Below are 18,674 nucleotides of genomic sequence, written 5' to 3' on the forward strand. Positions count from 1 at the left end.
GGCCTAGCTCAGCCCCAGATCGGCAAGGCCCAGCACGCTGCGATACGGCAAACCTTCGGCTTGGATCGCCTCGGCGGCGCCGGTGGCGCGGTCCACCACGGTGGCCACCCCGATCACCTCGCCGCCGGCTTCTTGAACGGCGTGTACCGCCGTCAGCGCCGAATTGCCCGTCGTGCTGGTGTCTTCCACCACCAGCACCCGCTGACCGGAAACTTCGGAGCCTTCGATAAGTCGTTGCAGGCCATGAGTTTTCGCCGCCTTGCGCACCACGAACGCGTCGATCGGACGGCCCGGCGCGTGCATGATGGCCGTCGCCACCGGATCCGCACCGAGTGTCAGGCCGCCGACCACCGAGTAGTCCCAGTCCTGAGTCAGTTCGCGCATCAACCGGCCGATCAGCGCCGACGCGCGGTGGTGCAGGGTGGCGCGACGCAGGTCGACGTAATAGTCGGCTTCCTTGCCCGACGACAGCGTGACGCGGCCATGCACCACCGACAGCCGCCGCACCAGATCCGTCAACTCCTCGCGTTCGGTCATAGGCTCAGGTGCGGCCACTACCACTCCCGAATCTCTTGGTTAAAGCCCGCGTCAGCCGTCGTGGCATCGCCCGCCCAGCGGCGACCAAGTACTTGTACTGCACGCTCGGAATGCTAAGCACCTTGCCGCGCGCCACGTCGGCCAGGCTCTCGCTGACCACGTCGTCAACCTCGAGCCAAAGGAACGACGGCACTGAGGTCATATCGATCCCCGCCCGGCTGTGAAACTCCGTGTGCACGTAGCCCGGACAAACGGCGTGCACGCCAACGCCGGTGCCCTGCAAGCTATTTGAAAGGCCTTCGGTGAACGAGATCACCCACGCCTTGGATGCCGCGTAGGTCGAACCGCGCCCGGGCAGCAGGCCCGCGACGCTGGCGATGTTGATGACGGTGCCGGCCCCGGCCTCCAGCATCGGCGGCAACGCGGCCCGGGTGAGGTGCATGACGGCGGTGACGTTGACGTCGAGCTGCTTCTGCAGCTGGGCCGGATCGGACTCCCAGAACTCGCCGGATGTGCCGAAACCGGCGTTGTTGACCAGTACCCGAACGCCTTCGGCGAGCCGATCGCAGACTTTGTCGCGGTCGGCGGCTTGGGCCAGGTCGGCGGACAGGATTTCGATGTTCCCCCCGTGAACGGCCAGTTCCCCCGCCAACTCCTCCAACCGGCCGGCGTCGCGGGCGACGAGCACGAGGTCGTAGCCATCGCGGGCGTAACGACGTGCATAGCCGGCGCCAATGCCCGAGGTGGGCCCAGTAATCAACGCAACAGGACGAGGCATGGCGCGATCAGTGGCGGTAGTTCGAGGCCTGCTGGCCGTTGTGGCCGTTACGTCCGGACGGCGGTTGACGACGCTCGCCGGCGGACCGGCCTTCGTCACGACGGACCGGCTCGGCCGCCCGGCGGGCGGGGTCGGGGAGCACGCCGGCGGCGGGGTCCGGCTGGGAGCGCCGCGGCGGGAGTTCGGCGCGGCCGGCCGGTGCCAGTGGTCGACCCGGCGCGGTGGCGCGGGGCACCGGCTCTCCCGCTTCGGCAGGGCTGTCGGCGGGCAGTGGCGGCAGCACCCGCAGCAAGTCGTTGAACTGGCGCACGGTCCGCAGACCCTCGTCCCACTGGGACCTGGTACTTGAGATCGGCATGCTGACCAACGTCCAGTGCGGCTCGTTCCACATGATTTCGGCGCAGTCGGGCGCGGTGTGTGCGAAGGTCACCATGCGGCGGTCGCAGGCCCGCCGGGCCGCGTCCAGATTGGTGGAGTAGACCATGCGTGGACCGATGGCGCCCAGCAGCCAAATGTCGTTTTCCCGAGGCTCTTTGAGCCCTTTGAGCCGCAGGTCGACGACGACGTTGGTGCCCACCTTGCGGTGCAACGCGATCACCGTGGCGACCTCGTCCAGGTCGAAGATGTAGACCGCTTCACCACGGATCTGACCCAGCACGACGTTCTGGGCGGGGACATCGCCCACGGTCGACATCACTCCGCGCGTCCAGCGCTGCAGAATGTCGTTGGATTCGCGCTCGTAGTCGAACCCGTGGGAGCGCGCCCAAGACCTCCGCCGACGGCTGCGCCCCCGGCGTTTATCGATGTCGACATATAGCAACACCGACGCGCCGACGAAGCACAGCGCGGACAGGGTGAACCAAAGCGGGACCATCGGTGAACAGCCTATCTGTTGCCGGCGGGTAACACAGAATCCGACCTGGTCACAACCAAATTAAGGTTTGCTGGTCTGGAATCGACAGCGACGCCCCCGACAGTGACATCCAGATACTTCCAGACGACCTCCAGGAGCCGACCGTGCCCTACGAAGAATATGAGCTCATCCGCATCGCCGTCGACCACGGCATATGCCGGGCGACGATCGACAATCCGCCGATCAACCTGCTGGATGTGCCGCTGATAGCAGAGATCGGCCGCCTCACCGAGGAGGTCGCGGCCGACGACGAAGTGCGCGTGCTGGTCGTCGACTCGGCCGACCCGAAAATCTTCGTCGCGCACGCCGACGTCGGGCTGATCATGGACCTACCCGCCGACGACACCGCGCTGCACGACGACCTGTCGCCGTTTCACCTCGCCATGGAGCGTTTCCGCACGCTGCCGAAGGCAACCATCGCGGTCATCGAGGGCGTCTGCCGCGGTGGCGGCAGCGAGTGGGCGATGGCGTTCGACATGCGGTACGCCGCACTCGGCAAGGCGGTCTTCGGCCAGCCGGAGGTGGCGGTGGGGATCATTCCTGGCGGTGGCGGCACGCAGCGGCTGCCGAGGCTGGTCGGCCGGGGTCGGGCGCTGGAGGTGATTCTCGGCGGCATGGACGTCGACGCGGCGACGGCCGAAGCCTGGGGATACGTCGACCGAGCGCTGCCGGCGGAACAGCTGCGACGGTTCGTCGACAGACTGGCGGGCCGGATCGCGTCGTTTCCGGCCTTTGCCATCGCGAACGCCAAACGCGCCGTCGATGCGGCCCTGCAAGACGGCGACATAGCCACCGGACTGCGGGTCGAAGATCAACTGTTCCGCGAAACCCTCGCCCAACCCGAGGCCCGCCAGCGACTGCAGGCGGTCATCGACGCCGGCGCCCAGACGCGGGCCTTCGAGTTAGGCGATCGCTAGGTTGGTCAGCAGATGCGAAAGCGCCCCAAACCATCGGTTCGGGGCGCTTTCGCGAGTTGTCTCGGTTAGCCCAGGACCAGCGAGTCGCCGTCCGGGCTGACGTTGACGGGCACCACGTCGCCGTCGTGCACCTGGCCGGCCAGCAGCATCTTGGCCAGCTGGTCGCCGATCGCCTGCTGCACCAACCGGCGCAGCGGTCGGGCGCCGTACACCGGGTCGAAGCCGCGGTGCGCCAACCACTGCTTGGCCGGCAGCGACACCTCGAGCGTGAGGCGACGCTGGGCAAGCCGCTTCTGCAACTGGGCCAACTGGATGTCGACGATCTGCACCAATTCCCCGGGTTCGAGTCCGTGGAAGATGATCACGTCGTCGAGCCGATTGATGAACTCCGGCTTGAAGGCCGCGCGCACCGCCGCCATCACCATCTCGTCGTCGCCGCCCGACCCTAGGTTGGACGTCAGGATCAGGATGGTGTTGCGGAAGTCGACCGTGCGGCCCTGCCCGTCGGTCAACCGGCCCTCGTCGAGCACCTGCAACAGGACATCGAACACGTCCGGATGCGCCTTCTCGATCTCGTCGAACAGGATCACCGTGTACGGCCTGCGCCGCACCGCCTCGGTGAGCTGGCCGCCCTGGTCGTAGCCGATGTAACCGGGCGGGGCACCCACCAGCCGGGCAACCGAGTGCTTCTCGCCGTACTCGCTCATGTCGATCCGGACCATGGCGCGCTCGTCGTCGAACAGGAAGTCCGCCAACGCTTTTGCCAGCTCGGTCTTGCCGACGCCGGTGGGTCCCAGGAACATGAACGAGCCCGTCGGCCGGTTGGGGTCGGCGACCCCGGCCCGCGCGCGCCGGACCGCGTCCGACACGGCCTGCACTGCCCTCTTCTGCCCGATGACGCGCTTGCCCAGCTCCTCCTCCATGCGCAGCAGCTTGGCGGTCTCGCCTTCCAGCAGGCGCCCCGCGGGGATGCCGGTCCAGGCCGACACCACTTCTGCGATGTCGTCGGGGCCGACCTCTTCCTTGAGCATGAGGTTCTCGCGAGCCTCGGCCTGTGGCAGCGCCGCCTCGAGTTTCTTCTCGACTTCCGGGATGCGCCCGTAGCGCAGCTCGGCGGCCTTGGCCAGGTCACCGTCACGCTCGGCACGCTCGGACTCCCCGCGCAGCACCTCCAGCTGCTCCTTGAGCTCACGCACGATGTCGATGGCGTTCTTCTCGTTCTGCCACCTGGCGGTCAGCTCGGCCAGCTTCTCTTTCTGGTCGGCCAGCTCGGCGCGCAGCTTCTCCAGCCGTTCCTTGGAGGCCTCGTCCTCTTCCTTGGACAACGCCATCTCTTCGATCTCGAGCCGCCGCACCAGCCGCTCCACCTCGTCGATCTCGACGGGGCGGGAGTCGATCTCCATCTTCAACCGGCTGGCGGCCTCATCGACCAGGTCGATGGCCTTGTCCGGAAGGAAACGCGCGGTGATGTAGCGATCGGACAGCGTCGCTGCGGCCACCAACGCGGAGTCGGTGATGCGCACACCGTGGTGCACCTCGTAGCGGTCCTTGAGCCCACGCAGAATGCCGATGGTGTCCTCGACCGACGGCTCACCGACGAACACCTGCTGGAAGCGGCGCTCGAGGGCGGCGTCCTTCTCGATGTACTTGCGGTACTCATCGAGTGTGGTGGCGCCCACCAGACGAAGCTCGCCGCGGGCCAGCATCGGCTTGATCATGTTGCCGGCGTCCATCGCCGATTCGCCGGTCGCGCCGGCGCCGACGATGGTGTGCAACTCGTCGATGAAGGTGATGATCTGCCCGGCCGAGTTCTTGATGTCGTCCAGCACGGCCTTGAGGCGTTCCTCGAACTCGCCGCGGTACTTGGCGCCGGCCACCATCGAACCCAGGTCCAGTGCAACGACGGTCTTGTCGCGCAGGCTCTCCGGCACGTCGCCGGCCACGATGCGCTGGGCCAACCCCTCCACGATCGCGGTCTTGCCGACGCCGGGTTCACCGATGAGGACCGGGTTGTTCTTGGTGCGCCGGGACAGCACCTGAACGACGCGGCGTATCTCGTTGTCCCGTCCGATGACCGGGTCCAGTTTCCCTTCGCGGGCGCGCGCGGTCAGGTCGGTCGAATACTTCTCCAGCGCCTGGTAGGTCGCCTCCGGGTCGGGGCTGGTCACCCGCGCGCTACCGCGCACCTTGACGAATGCCTCACGCAGTGCCTGCGGCGAGGCACCGTGTCCGGTCAGCAGCTTGGCGACATCGGAGTCACCGGTGGCCAACCCGACCATCAGGTGCTCGGTCGAGACGTACTCGTCGTCCATCTCGGTGGCCAGGTGCTGTGCCGCAGTGATGGCCGCCAGCGATTCCCGGGACAGCTGCGGCTGCGAGCTGGCACCGCTGGCCTGCGGCAGCCGGTCCAGCAGGCGCTGCGTCTCATGGTGGACGGTGCTGGGCGCGACACCGACAGCCTCCAGCAGCGGTGCAGCGATCCCGTCGTTCTGCGTCAGCAGCGCCATCAGAAGATGAGCGGGCCTGATCTCGGGATTGCCGGCAGCCGAGGCCGCCTGCAAAGCCGATGTCAGGGCCGCCTGCGTCTTGGTTGTCGGATTGAAAGAGTCCACGACACCTCCCGTTCGTGCGCCCGTCGGGCTGAGAAAAAATGCTTGTCGGCTAGTCCAACGTCGGCAAGGTTGAGTCTGTTCCGCTCAACTCTAGTTTTTTTCGGCACGCGGCGGTAGACGAGAAACGAAAAGCTACTGCTTTTCGGCGTCGGCCTAGAATCGGCGGCCGTGGGGCTTGAGGATCGCGATGCGTTGCGAGTGCTCCGCGACGCCTTCCGCCAGGGCGATCCCGCCGAACCGAACGAACTCGTCCGCCGGTTCTATGACCAATGGTTCGCCCTGGACGTCCCGGTTCGCGACCTGTTCCCACCCGAAATGGACGCCCAGCGAGCCGCTTTTGCACAGGCGATGCACTGGGTGTACGGCGAATTGGTCGACCAGCGGGCAGACGAGCCGGTCGCCTTTCTGGCGCAGTTAGGTCGCGATCACCGCAAATACGGCGTGCTGCCATCCCAGTACCAGACAATGCGGCGCGCGCTGTTCTCGACGTTGCGCACCCACCTCGGCAGCGCCTGGACCGACTCCGTCCATGCGGCCGCCGACCAATCGCTCCACCTGATCACCGGGGTGATGAGCGGCGCCGCGGATTCTGACGAGGGTCCCGCATGGTGGGACGCAACCGTCGTCGAGCACACGCGGGTGTCGCGCGACCTCGCGGTAGTCCGGCTTCACCTGGACCGACCACTGGCCTACCACGCCGGGCAGTACGTCAACGTCCAAGTCCCGCAATGCCCCCGCCGGTGGCGGTACCTGTCCCCCGCCATTCCGCACGATCCGGAAGGGCGGATCGAGTTCCACGTCCGAGTGGTCCCTGGCGGCCTGGTGAGCAATGCCATCGTCAGCGAAACGCGACCCGGTGACCGCTGGCGGTTGGCCGGCCCGCACGGCGGCCTACGGGTCGACCGCGACGGAAGCGACGTGCTGATGGTCGCCGGCAGCACCGGCCTGTCGCCATTGCGGGCGTTGATCATGGACCTCAGCCGCTACGCCGAGAACCCGCGGGTGCACCTTTTCTACGGCGCGCGTTACCGGTGCGAGCTCTACGACCTGCAAACGCTGTGGCAGGTCGCCGCGCACAATCCGTGGCTTTCGGTCTCTCCCGTCTCTGAGTACCGGCGTGATCCGTCGTGGGCCGCCGACTATCCAGACGTCTCGCCGCCGCGCGGCCTGCATGTGCACCAGATCGGCCGGTTGGCCGACGTGGTCACCAAGTACGGCGGTTGGGGCGACCGCCAGATCCTGATCTGCGGCGGGCCGGCCATGGTCAACGCAACCAAGGCCGCGTTGGTTGCGAAAGGTGCTCCGCCCGAACGCATTCAGCACGATCCGCTCAGCCGCTAGACCAGGCACCTAAGCTAGACAGTCGTGCATGTCGTCAAGTTGAGCGACCCGACGTCGTCGGTGACCGCGCAGTTCGTGCCCGAGGCCGGAATGATCGGCACGTCGCTGAGCGATGCCGGCGTCGAACTGCTAGGCCAGCGGCGCGGCCTGGATGCCTATCTCACCGCGGGCAAGACGATGGGCATCCCGATCCTGTACCCGCGGGCGAATCGGTTGGGCGACAACGCCTATACCGCGGTAAACAAGACGGTCACCCTGACCCCGGGCGAAAACGGCGTCCGCGCCGACCCCAACGGGTTGCCCATCCACGGCGTACTGGCCGCATACCCAGGTTGGCGAATTACTGCCCAAACAGAAAACGAACTGACCGCCGAACTGAATTTCGGCGCCGAGTCGCAACTGCTCGCCAGTTTTCCGTACCCACACCTGCTCACTGTGACCGTGCGACTGATCCAGCAAACGCTGAGCGTACACACCACGGTGACGGCGACCGGCAACGTCGCGGTCCCGTTGTGCTTCGGCTTCCATCCGTACCTACGCCTGCCGGATGTACCGCGCAGCGAGTGGACCATCGAGACGCCCGCTTTGCGCCACCTGGCACTGGACCAACGGGGACTTCCCACCGGCAAGTCCACAAACCAACCACCCGCGTCCCAAAAACTAGGAGACACAACCTTTGACGACGCCTATGACAGCGTCGAAGACGGGGCGGTGTTCGCGGTTTCCGGCGGCGACCACCGCATTGAGGTGCATTTCGAATGCGGATACTCGGCGGCGCAGATCTTCGCACCACCCAGCGAGGATGTGGTGTGCTTCGAGCCGATGGCCGCGCCCACCGATGCCTTGCGTCGAGGGGGGTATCGCTGCGCGACTCCAGGCGAGACGGCTGTAGCGGCTTTCGCCATCCGGCTGCAGCGAATCCGTGAGGTTGCCAATACTTTTCCGGACTAAATGGGGACTCCGTCAGGCATCTGTTAAATAATCGTATTGCTGCCAACGAGCGCCTGACGAAATGAGATGACACCGGCGTCACTTCGGTGACGGCCTTGGTTGCAGTGAGGGACGGATAATGAGCTTTGCGGTGCTGCCTCCAGAGATCAATTCGGCGAGATTATTTCTGGGAGCCGGCCTCGGACCGATGTTGGACGCGGCGGCAGCCTGGCAAGGGCTGGCCGCCGAACTGGGCCAAGCCGCGAACTCATTCGCATCAGTGACCTCCGGCCTCGTCGAGGACGTGTGGCAGGGGCCGGCAGCGGCGGCAATGGCCGGGATGGCAGCACCGTACGCGGGTTGGCTAAACACTGCGGCGGCCCAAGCCGACCAAGCGGCCACCCAGGTTCGGCTCGCGGCGGCGGCGTTCGAGGCCGCCCAAGCGGCGACGGTGCACCCGGAAATCATCGCGGCCAACCGCTCCACGTTCGTGCAGTTGGTGATGTCGAACGTGCTGGGTCAGAACGCCCCAGCGATCGCGGCGGCCGAAGCCCAGTACGAAATGATGTGGACCCAGGACGTGGCCGCCATGTTCGCCTATCACGCCGGGGCAGCGGATGCCGTCGCCGTATTGGCGCCGTTCTTCGAACCCTTCGAGCGGTTGGCCGACATCTTCCTCCCCCGGTTCCTGCACACCTTCCGCAACCTTGGTTTCGCCAACATCGGCTTCGGCAACATCGGCATGGGCAACGTCGGCGACTCGAACTTCGGCTCCGGCAACTTCGGCAGCGGCAACATCGGCAGCGGCAACCGCGGCAACAACAACATCGGGTTCGGCAACTTCGGTCCCGCCTTGACCACCGGGTTCAACAACATCGGCTTCGGCAACACCGGCAGCGGAAACATCGGGTTCGGCAACACCGGTAACAACAACATCGGCTTCGGTAACACCGGTGACGGCAATACCGGCATCGGACTCGTCGGCAACGCGATGAACGGCTTCGGCGGCTGGAACTCCGGCACCGGAAACATCGGTTTGTTCAACTCCGGCACAAACAACATCGGCATCGGGAACTCCGGCACCGGCAACTGGGGCATCGGCAACTCCGGAAACAGCTACAACACCGGCATCGGCAACTCCGGTGACGCCAACACGGGCTTCTTCAACGCCGGCGTGGCCAACACGGGTTGGGGCAACGTCGGCAACTACAACACAGGCAGCTTCAACCCGGGGTCCGCCAACACCGGGGGTTTCAACCAGGGCAACTTCAACACGGGTTGGCTGAACAGCGGCAACTACAACACCGGCGTCTCCAACTCCGGCAACGTCAACACCGGCTTCTGGAACAGCGGCAACTACAACAACGGGTTCCTGTGGCGCGGTGACGGCCAGGGTTACTTCTTCACCGGCGGCCCGGGCTACTTCAACTCCACCACCACCCCGTCGTCGGGTTTCTTCAACAGCGGCGACGGCGCCGTCTCCGGCTTCTTCGTGTCCGGCACCAACGCGTCCGGCATCTTCAACACTTCCGAGGGCTTCGTATCGGGCTTCGCGACCAGCGGCATGAACTCGTCGGGTCTCATCAACTCCGGCAACACCGTCTCGGGGATCTGGAACACGAGTTTCCTGGCCGTCGGGACACCCGCGTTCATCTCCGGCGTTTTCAACAACGGCGCCAACATTTCCGGGTTCTTCGGGGGTCCCGCGTCACCCGCCAACTACGGCTTCGGGAACATCGGCCGGAACAACTTCGGGTTCGGCAACGTCGGCAACGCGAACTTCGGTAACGGCAACTTTGGCGACGGCAATGTTGGCCTCGGCAACTTCGGTGCGGTCAACCTCGGCTCCGGCAACATCGGCAATTCCAACCTCGGCTCGGGCAACCTGGGCAGCTTCAACTACGGCGGCGGGAACCTCGGCTCGTTCAACTTTGGCTTCGGCAACCTGGGCAGCTACAACATCGGCCGCGGCAACTTCGGCAGCAACAACTTCGGCTTCGCCAACGCCGGCAGTTTCAACCAAGGATTCGCGAACGCCGGCAGCAACAACGTCGGCTTCGCCAATACCGGGAACAACAACTACGGAATCGGCCTCACGGGCGACAATCAGATCGGGTTCGGCGCGCTGAACTCAGGATTGGGCAACAGCGGCCTGTTCAACTCGGGCACCGGCAATGTCGGTTTCTTCAACTCGGGCACCAACAACTTCGGCATCGGCAACTCGGGCACCGGAAACTGGGGCTTCTACAACGCCGGCATCAACAACTGGGGCTTCGACAACCCCGGCATCAGCAACACCGGCTTCCTCAACGCAGGCACCTTCAACACCGGGATCGGCAACACCGGGAGCTTCAACACCGGCTGGTACAACACCGGCGGCTTCAACACCGGCGGCTTCAACGTCGGCGATTTCAACTCCGGCAGCTACAACGTCGGCGACACCAACTCGGGCAACTTCAACCCCGGCAACACCAACACCGGCTTCTTCAACACCGGCAACGTCAACACCGGCTTCTCGAACTCCGGCAATTTCAACAACGGCTTCGGCGAATCGCTGGACAACCAGGGCTGGATCGGCATCGACCTGACCTACCACACCCCGGGAATGGACATCGATCAGTCGATGGTCATTCCGGTGAACATGGTGATGACCTTCCCCACCATGCAGATCCCGGTGACGGAAGCGGGAGCGATCTTCCCCTACACCACCTATCTGGGTGGGCTGTTCTACCTCGGCCCCATCACCCTTTCGACGTCGTACTTGAACACACCCACGGTCGTGCTCTCCATCGGCGGACCCACGGTCTCCGTGCCGATCAGCATCATCGGCGCGGTGGAAAGCCGCGAGATCGTCTTCCTGCGCGTGCCGGCGGCTCCCGGTTTCGGCAATACGACCACCAACCCCTCGTCCGGGTTCTTCAACTCGGGCGCCGGAGGCGTATCGGGCTTCCAGAACTTCGGCCAGAACATCTCGGGCATGTGGAACAGCGGCCCGGCGAGCATGGGCGCGCTGGGCGTCTCCGGCTTCCAGAACTACGGGGCGCAGCTATCCGGCTTTGCCAACCTGGGCAACAGCATTTCGGGCATCTATAACACCAGCGTGCTGGATCTCGTCACGCCGGCCAACATCTCGGGCTTGTACAACATCGGCCAGAACATGTCCGGCCTGTTCAACACGCCGATGGGACAGATCTTCAACGTCGGCTTCGCGAACCTGGGCGCCTCGAACTTCGGCGATGGCAACCTCGGCGGGTTCAACTTCGGCAGCGGCAACATCGGCAGCTCGAACTTCGGCGACGGCAACATCGGCAGCTTCAACTTCGGCAGCGGCAACATCGGCAGCGGCAACTTCGGCTTCGGCAACCTGGGCGACTTCAACCTCGGCTTCGGCAACAGCGGCAGCAACAACATCGGGTTGGGCAACACCGGCGACAACAACATCGGTTTCGGCAACACCGGCAACAACAACGTCGGCATCGGCCTGATCGGCAACAGCCAGCAAGGCTTCGGCGGCTGGAACTCTGGCACCGGCAACATCGGCTTCTTCAACTCCGGCACCAACAACATCGGCATCGGAAACTCGGGCACCGGCAACTTCGGCATCGGCAACTCCGGCGAACTCAACACCGGCATCGGCAACGCCGGCCGGGTCAACACCGGCATGTTCAACACCGGCATGTTCAACACCGGCGTCGGCAACCCAGGCAACTACAACACCGGCTGCTACAACACGGGAGACTTCAACACCGGCATCGCCAACCGGGGTGACTACAACACCGGCTGGTACAACGTCGGCGACTACAGCACGGGCTTTGCCAACCAGGGCGACATCGACACCGGCGCCTTCATCACCGGCAACATGGGCAACGGGTTCTTCTGGCGAGGCCCCGAGCAAGGACTGTGGGGTGGCGGCTACCGCATCCACATTCCCGAGATTCCGGCCCACGTGACCGTGGAAGTTCCGATCGACATCCCGATCACCGCCGGCTTCACCAACACCGTTTACGACGGCATCACCGTCTCCAACGTTCCGTTCGGCTTGGCCATCAACATCGGTCTCCCGCTGTTCAACGGCGAAGTCAACTCGCTGACCATCCCGCGGGTCACGATCTCCGGTCCCCAGGTCAACTTCAGGATCGGCAGCGACACCACCATGGTCCGCGTCCCCGCCACGGCCAGCATCGGACCCGCCGACTGGACACTCCTGGACATCAAGCCGACGACCGGGTTCTTCAACACCAGCGCCCTGCCGTCGTCCGGCTTCTACAACGGCGGCCCGGGCACGGTATCGGGCATATCGAACATCGGCGCCAACATCTCGGGCTTCCAAAACGTCTCGTTGAACGGCGCTTCCGGCTTCAACAACTACGGCGAGCTGCTGTCCGGCTTCGCCAACCTGGGCAACTCCGTTTCGGGCTACTACAACACCGGAATCGGGGCGCCGGCCAACCTTTCGGGCTTTTACAACGTCGGCAGCAACCTCTCGGGCGGCTTCATCAACATGGCGCCCCCACCCGGTCCGCAGGTGTTCAACGTCGGATTGGGCAACGTCGGCAACAACAACATCGGGTTCGGCAACGTCGGCGACAACAACGTCGGGTTCGGCAACACCGGCAACAACAACATCGGGTTTGGGAACCTCGGCAACTTCAACGTCGGCGCCGGAAACCTCGGCGACTACAACAACGGCCTGGGCAACCTGGGCAACCTCAACGTCGGATGGGGCAACGCAGGCGACCTCAACCAAGGCCTCGGCAACGCCGGCGACGCCAACCAGGGATGGGGAAACACCGGCAGCAACAACATCGGGTTCGCCAACACCGGCAACAACAACATCGGCATCGGCATCACCGCCAGCAACCAGCAAGGCTTCGGCGGCTGGAACTCCGGCACCGGCAACGTGGGTCTGTTCAACTCGGGCACCAACAACGCCGGCTTCTTCAACTCCGGCACCGGCAACGTCGGCATCGGCAACTCCGGCACCGGCAACTGGGGCATCGGCAACGCGGGCTTCACCAACACCGGTCTCTTCAACTCCGGCAACATCAACACCGGTTGGTTCAACCCCGGCAACGTCAACACCGGCATTGGCAACACCGGCAACTACAACTCCGGCAGCTTCAACGCGGGCAGCTTCAACACCGGCAGCTTCAACGTCGGCTGGTACAACACCGGCTGGTCGAACACGGGTAACTACAACACCGGTTTCGCCAACCAGGGCAACGTCAACACCGGCTCGTACAACAGCGGCAACTACAGCAACGGCATGTTCTGGCGTGGCGACTACCAGGGCCTGTGGGGCACCAACTTCACCGAGAGCATTCCGGACACGCCGATCCCGGTGAACCTGCGGGTGCCGATCTTCCTCGACATCCCGATCACCGGCTCGCTCGGCCTGCTCACCGTCTCGTCGTTCACCATTCCTTCGCTGAGTGTCGACATCAATGTCATCGGCGTTGACTTCAACCGGGTTGTCTCGGTGAGTTCGATCACCATCCCCACGCTGCGAATCAACTTGCCCAACATAGGGATTCGTATCGGCACCACCCACGACAGCGGCGCTCCGCTGATCAACATCACCGGCAACGGCGGACTGCTGCCCATCGAGCTTCCGTTCATCGACGTACCGGTGGCCCCAGGGTTCTGGAACAGGACCATCCTTGCGTCGTCGGGCTTCTTCAACAACGGCCCCGGGACGGTCTCCGGCTTCGGCAACACCGGCAGCAACACCTCCGGCTTCTTCAACCTCAGCTCGGGCACGTCCGGAATTTCGGGCTACAAGAACTTCGGCGAGTTCCTGTCCGGCGTATCCAACCTCGGCAACACCGTCTCGGGCTTCCTCAACACCGGCACGCTCGGTTTTGCGCTGCCGTCCAACGTCTCCGGTTACGGCAACATCGGCGTGGACCTCTCCGGGTTCCTCGGCAACAACCCGTTGTCCAACATCGGCGTGGCGAACATCGGGTTCAACAACATCGGCTTCGGCAACGTCGGCAACGGCAACATCGGCTTCGGCAACGTAGGTGACGGCAACTTCGGCAGCGGCAACATCGGCAACCTCAACATCTTCTCCGGCAACCGCGGGGACGCCAATTTCGGCTTCGGGAACCTGGGCAGCAACAACTTCGGCCTGGGCAACCTGGGCGACTTCAACCAGGGCTTCGGCAACAACGGCAGCAACAACATCGGGTTCGGCAACACCGGCAACAACAACATCGGCATCGGTCTTTCCGGCGACAACCAGCAAGGGTTCGGCGGCTGGAACTCGGGTTCCGGCAACATCGGCTTGTTCAACTCGGGCACCAACAACGTCGGCTTCTTCAACTCCGGCACCGGAAACGTCGGGATCGGCAACTCGGGCGTGGGCAACCAGGGCCTCGCCAACGCCGGCACCGGCAACTGGGGCCTGTGGAACGCCGGCGAGCTCAACACCGGCATGGGCAATGCGGGCACCGCGAACACCGGCGGGTACAACACCGGCATCGCCAACAGCGGCTTCGCCAACCCGGGCGTCTACAACACCGGCAGCTTCAACACCGGTAGCACCAACACCGGTAGCTTCAACTCCGGCGACTACAACACCGGCAGCTTCAACACTGGCGACCTCAACACCGGCTGGGCGAACGCCGGCGACGTCAACACCGGCGCCTTCAACGCGGGCAGCTTCAACAACGGCTTCCTCTGGCGCGGCGACTACCAGGGTCTGTGGGGCACCCACACCGAGATCAACATCCCGGAGTTCTCGGTGCTGGCCTTCGACCTCAACATTCCGATCAACATTCCGATCAACCTCAACCTCGGCAGCCTGCTGCTCAACGGGTTCACGCTGCCACGCATCACGATCAACGCCATCGGCATCACCAACTTCGGCATCGGGCCCATCTTCATTCCGCCGGTCAGCGGCATCCTGCCCGTCATCAATGTCTCCATCGGCGGCGACAGCATTTCGATCCCCATCTCCATCCGCAGCGGCGCCGGCCCGATCCGGGTTCTGCTACTGGACATTCCGGCGAACCCGGGCTTCGGGAACACGACCAGCACCCCGTCGTCCGGCTTCTTCAACTCGGGCAACGGCAGCGCCTCGGGCTTCGGGAACTTCGGCCCCAACTCGGGTTACTGGAACTCCACCTTGGAGGCCGTCGGCAACTCGGGCATGCAGAACTTCGGTTCGCTGGTGTCCGGCTGGGCGAACCTGGGCAACACCGTCTCGGGTTGGTACAACACCAGCACCGCGGACCTGACGACCGCGGCCAACTTCTCGGGCATGTTCAACATCGGCACCGACCTGGCCGGTCTGTTCCGCGGCGTCGACGGATCGACGATCTTCAACGCGGGCCTGGCCAACGTCGGCGCGTTGAACATCGGCAGCGCGAACTTCGGCGACTTCAACCTCGGCAGCGCCAACTCCGGTAGCAACAACATCGGCTTCGGCAACATCGGCTTCAACAACATCGGCTTCGGCAACATCGGCGACAACAACATCGGGTTCGGCAACATGGGCCCGGGCCTGACCGCCGCGCTCAACAACATCGGCTTCGGCAACATCGGCGACAGCAACTTCGGCTGGGGCAACACCGGCAGCGGCAACATCGGCTTCGGCAACACCGGCGACGGCAACATCGGCATCGGGCTCACCGGCACCGGCCAGGTCGGACTCGGCCCATTGAACTTCGGCCTGGACAACATGGGCCTGTTCAACTTCGGCGACAACAACATTGGCCTTTCCAACGCCGGCGACTTCAACATCGGCATCGGCAACACCGGCACCAACAACATCGGCTTCTTCAACACCGGCTCCAACAACATCGGCATCGGAATCACCGGCGACGGCCTGCAAGGGTTCGAATCGCTGAACTCCGGGATCGCCAACACCGGCTTCTTCAACTCCGGCACCGGCAACTGGGGCTTGTTCAACTCCGGCACCGGCAACATCGGGTTCTTCAACTCCGGCAACGGCAACGTCGGCATCGGCAACATGGGTAACGGCGGCTTCGGTATCGGCCTGTCCGGCGACAACCAGATCGGCATCGGGGGCACCAACTCCGGCAGCTTCAACATCGGCCTGTTCAACTCCGGCACCGGCAACGTCGGATTCGGCAACTCCGGCACCGGAAACTGGGGCATCGTCAACACCGGCACCGGCAACACCGGGATCGGCAACACCGGCACCTGGAACTCGGGCTTCTTCAACACTGGCAACTTCAACACCGGTCTGGTCAACCCGGGCGACTACAACACCGGCCTCTTCAACTTCGGCGCCTTCAACACCGGCTGGGCCAACCTGGGCGACTTCAACACCGGTGCCTACAACCCCGGCAACTACAACACCGGCTGGGCCAACGTCGGCGACTTCAACACCGGCAGCTTCAGCACCGGCAGCCAGAACAACGGCATGCTCTGGCGCGCCGACCGCCAAGGCCTGCTGTGGGCCAACTACACCATGGTCGCGCAGCGGACCACCGGCTTCCTGACGGTCGAGGTTCCGGTCCACATCCCGATCACCGTCAGCATCACCCCGGTGTCCATCCCCGCGATCACGATTCCTTCGTTCGGCGCCTTCGGCACGCTCGACCTAGGCATCCTCAGCGGCACCGTCATCGCCAACGTCAACCCCATCAACCTCCACGGCGGCGACGTCAACGCGCCGCAGAACACGCCGATCACCTTGAGCTTCGGGGACACCAACCCGGCGGTGATCACGATCAACATCGGCAATCCCCCGCCGTACGGACCCGGCAACCCGCAAACCCTCATCAACATCGTCGGCAACTTCGGCGGCGGACCCGCCTACATCCCGCTCATCGACCTGGTGCCCCAGCCGGGCTTCTTCAACCAGACCAGCGGACTGTCGTCGGGCTTCCTCAACTGGGGCCAGGGCAGCGCGTCGGGCCTGCAGAACTTCGGCAACAACTCGGGCATCTTCAACTTCGCCACCGCGCTGGTCGGCAACTCTGGCCTGCAGAACTACGGGACGCTGCAGTCCGGCTTCGCCAACCTCGGCAACACCATCTCCGGTTGGCTCAACACCGGCACCGGCACCCCCGGAAACCCGTCCATCATCTCGGGATTCGACAACATCGGCTCCTTCCTGGCCGGTTGGTTCCAAGACGGTGCCAGCTCAACGACTTTCAACGTGGGCCTGGCCAACCTCGGATTCTGGAACTTCGGCAGCGCCGACATCGGCGTCTACAACGTGGGCAGCGGCAACATCGGCGCCTTCAACATCGGCAACGGCAATGTCGGCGACTACAACCTGGGCGGCGGCAACATCGGCGGCTTCAACATCGGTTGGGGCAACATCGGCAGCGGCAACTGGGGCTTCGGCAACGCCGGCCCGGGGCTCTCGGCGGCCATCCAGAACATCGGCTTCGGCAACACCGGCAGCTTCAACATCGGTTGGGGCAACACCGGCACCAACAACATCGGCTTCGGCAACACCGGCGACGGGAACATCGGCATCGGCCTTACCGGCAACGCGCTCACCGGATTTGGCGGCTGGAACTCAGGCGACGGCAACGTCGGCCTGTTCAACTCCGGCACCAACAACTTCGGTATCGGCAACTCCGGCAACGGCAACTGGGGCCTGTTCAACTCCGGCGAGTACAACACCGGCATCGGCAACACCGGCACCGTCAACACCGGCTTCTTCAACGCCGGCATGGTCAACACCGGTATCGGCAACACCGGCAACTTCAACACCGGTTTCTACAACACCGGCCACTTCAACACCGGGAGCTTCAACCCGGGCGACTACAACACCGGCGACTTCAACCAGGGCGACTACAACACCGGTTGGTTCAACACCGGCAACTCCAACACCGGTATCGGAAACTCCGGCAACGTCAACACCGGCTTCTTCATCGGCGGCAACTACAGCAACGGCGCCTTTTGGCGAGGCGACTACCAGGGCCTGGGCGGCTTCGAGTACCGGACCACCATTCCCGAAATCCCTTGGGACTACGACGTTCAGGGCAATATCGAGATTCCGATCACCGGCACGATCAACGCCATCACCCAGGACATGTTCACCCTGTCCCAGTTCTCCATTCCGCTCAGCCTGCAGATCACGGTCTGCATCATCTACATCCCGTTCGTCGGATGTGTACTCAGCGGCACCCTTCCGCCGTTCCACATCTACACCATCGAGGTCGGGCCCTACACCATCGATCCGAGCGTCCTCAACCCCGAGACGCCGCTCAACATGGTCATCCAGAACCCGCTCAGCTTCCACGGTTCGGGCACGGTGGGGCCGTTCGAGCTCAGCTTCGGGTGGCAGGGGCAACCGGGCTTCTTCAACTCGACCGACACCCCGTCGTCGGGCTTCTTCAACTCCGGTGCGGGCGGCGCGTCCGGCTTCTTCAACGACGCCGCCGACGGCGCCGTGTCGGGTATCGGAAATGCGTTCGCCCAGGTGTCGGGCATGTTCAACGCCGGCGGTCCGGGACTGTCGGGCTTCCAGAACTTCGGCACCCTGGAATCGGGCTGGGCGAACCTGGGCAACTTCATTTCCGGCTTCTACAACAGCACCGTGCTGGACATCCTTACCCAAGCCTTCCTCTCCGGCTTCGGTAACTACGGCGACCACCTGTCCGGCATCCTGCAGGACAACGTGTTGGTGCCCTAGGCCGTTCGGCCGTCACGGCGGT

At 64.3% G+C, this 18,674-nt stretch carries 8 protein-coding genes; 4 read left to right on the forward strand and 4 right to left on the reverse strand.

The window, feature by feature from the left end:
• Window positions 1–3: 3 nt before the first annotated feature.
• Genes pyrE through ttfA form a run of 3 tightly spaced genes read right to left on the reverse strand, consistent with a single transcriptional unit; the run spans window position 4 to window position 2,189 of the window.
• A complete protein-coding gene (pyrE, locus tag BST27_RS15840; RefSeq protein WP_069421003.1) occupies window positions 4–537 on the reverse strand; it encodes an orotate phosphoribosyltransferase in 534 nt (177 codons plus the stop codon).
• Window positions 538–541: 4 nt separating this feature from the next.
• Window positions 542–1,315, reverse strand: a complete 774-nt coding sequence (locus BST27_RS15845) for an SDR family NAD(P)-dependent oxidoreductase (protein WP_069421002.1) — start codon at window positions 1,313–1,315, stop codon at window positions 542–544.
• 7 nt (window positions 1,316–1,322) lie between these two features.
• Complete coding sequence (gene ttfA / locus BST27_RS15850) at window positions 1,323–2,189, reverse strand: trehalose monomycolate transport factor TtfA (RefSeq protein ID WP_079219658.1); 867 nt, start codon at window positions 2,187–2,189, stop codon at window positions 1,323–1,325.
• Between the two features lie 143 nt (window positions 2,190–2,332).
• Between ttfA and BST27_RS15855 the strand changes: the two genes are divergently transcribed.
• Window positions 2,333–3,145 carry an enoyl-CoA hydratase/isomerase family protein gene (locus BST27_RS15855; protein ID WP_069419930.1) on the forward strand — a complete coding sequence of 271 codons (813 nt, stop codon included), beginning with the start codon at window positions 2,333–2,335 and terminating at the stop codon, window positions 3,143–3,145.
• Between the two features lie 65 nt (window positions 3,146–3,210).
• Here BST27_RS15855 and clpB read toward each other — a convergent pair whose 3' ends face one another.
• A complete protein-coding gene (gene clpB, locus BST27_RS15860) occupies window positions 3,211–5,757 on the reverse strand; it encodes an ATP-dependent chaperone ClpB (protein WP_069419929.1) in 2,547 nt (848 codons plus the stop codon).
• A 168-nt stretch (window positions 5,758–5,925) separates the two neighbouring features.
• Between clpB and BST27_RS15865 the strand changes: the two genes are divergently transcribed.
• The 3 genes from BST27_RS15865 (at window position 5,926) to BST27_RS15875 (ending at window position 18,652) form a co-directional block, all read left to right on the forward strand.
• Complete coding sequence (locus tag BST27_RS15865; RefSeq protein WP_069419928.1) at window positions 5,926–7,098, forward strand: FAD-binding oxidoreductase; 1,173 nt, start codon at window positions 5,926–5,928, stop codon at window positions 7,096–7,098.
• 24 nt (window positions 7,099–7,122) lie between these two features.
• Window positions 7,123–8,049 carry an aldose 1-epimerase gene (locus tag BST27_RS15870; protein ID WP_069419927.1) on the forward strand — a complete coding sequence of 309 codons (927 nt, stop codon included), beginning with the start codon at window positions 7,123–7,125 and terminating at the stop codon, window positions 8,047–8,049.
• A 118-nt stretch (window positions 8,050–8,167) separates the two neighbouring features.
• Window positions 8,168–18,652: a PPE family protein gene (locus BST27_RS15875; protein WP_083148533.1), complete on the forward strand. Its 10,485-nt coding sequence runs from the start codon at window positions 8,168–8,170 to the stop codon at window positions 18,650–18,652.
• Window positions 18,653–18,674: the final 22 nt, after the last annotated feature.

The sequence above is a fragment of the Mycobacterium intermedium genome, from assembly GCF_002086275.1.
Lineage (GTDB): Bacteria > Actinomycetota > Actinomycetes > Mycobacteriales > Mycobacteriaceae > Mycobacterium > Mycobacterium intermedium.

Excerpts from the sequence above, each read along its gene's own strand:
- pyrE (WP_069421003.1), bottom strand. The coding sequence starts at position 537 with ATGACCGAACGCGAGGAGTTGACGGATCTGGTGCGGCGGCTGTCGGTG.
- BST27_RS15845 (WP_069421002.1), bottom strand. The coding sequence starts at position 1,315 with ATGCCTCGTCCTGTTGCGTTGATTACTGGGCCCACCTCGGGCATTGGC.
- ttfA (WP_079219658.1), bottom strand. The coding sequence starts at position 2,189 with ATGGTCCCGCTTTGGTTCACCCTGTCCGCGCTGTGCTTCGTCGGCGCG.
- BST27_RS15875 (WP_083148533.1), top strand. The coding sequence starts at position 8,168 with ATGAGCTTTGCGGTGCTGCCTCCAGAGATCAATTCGGCGAGATTATTT.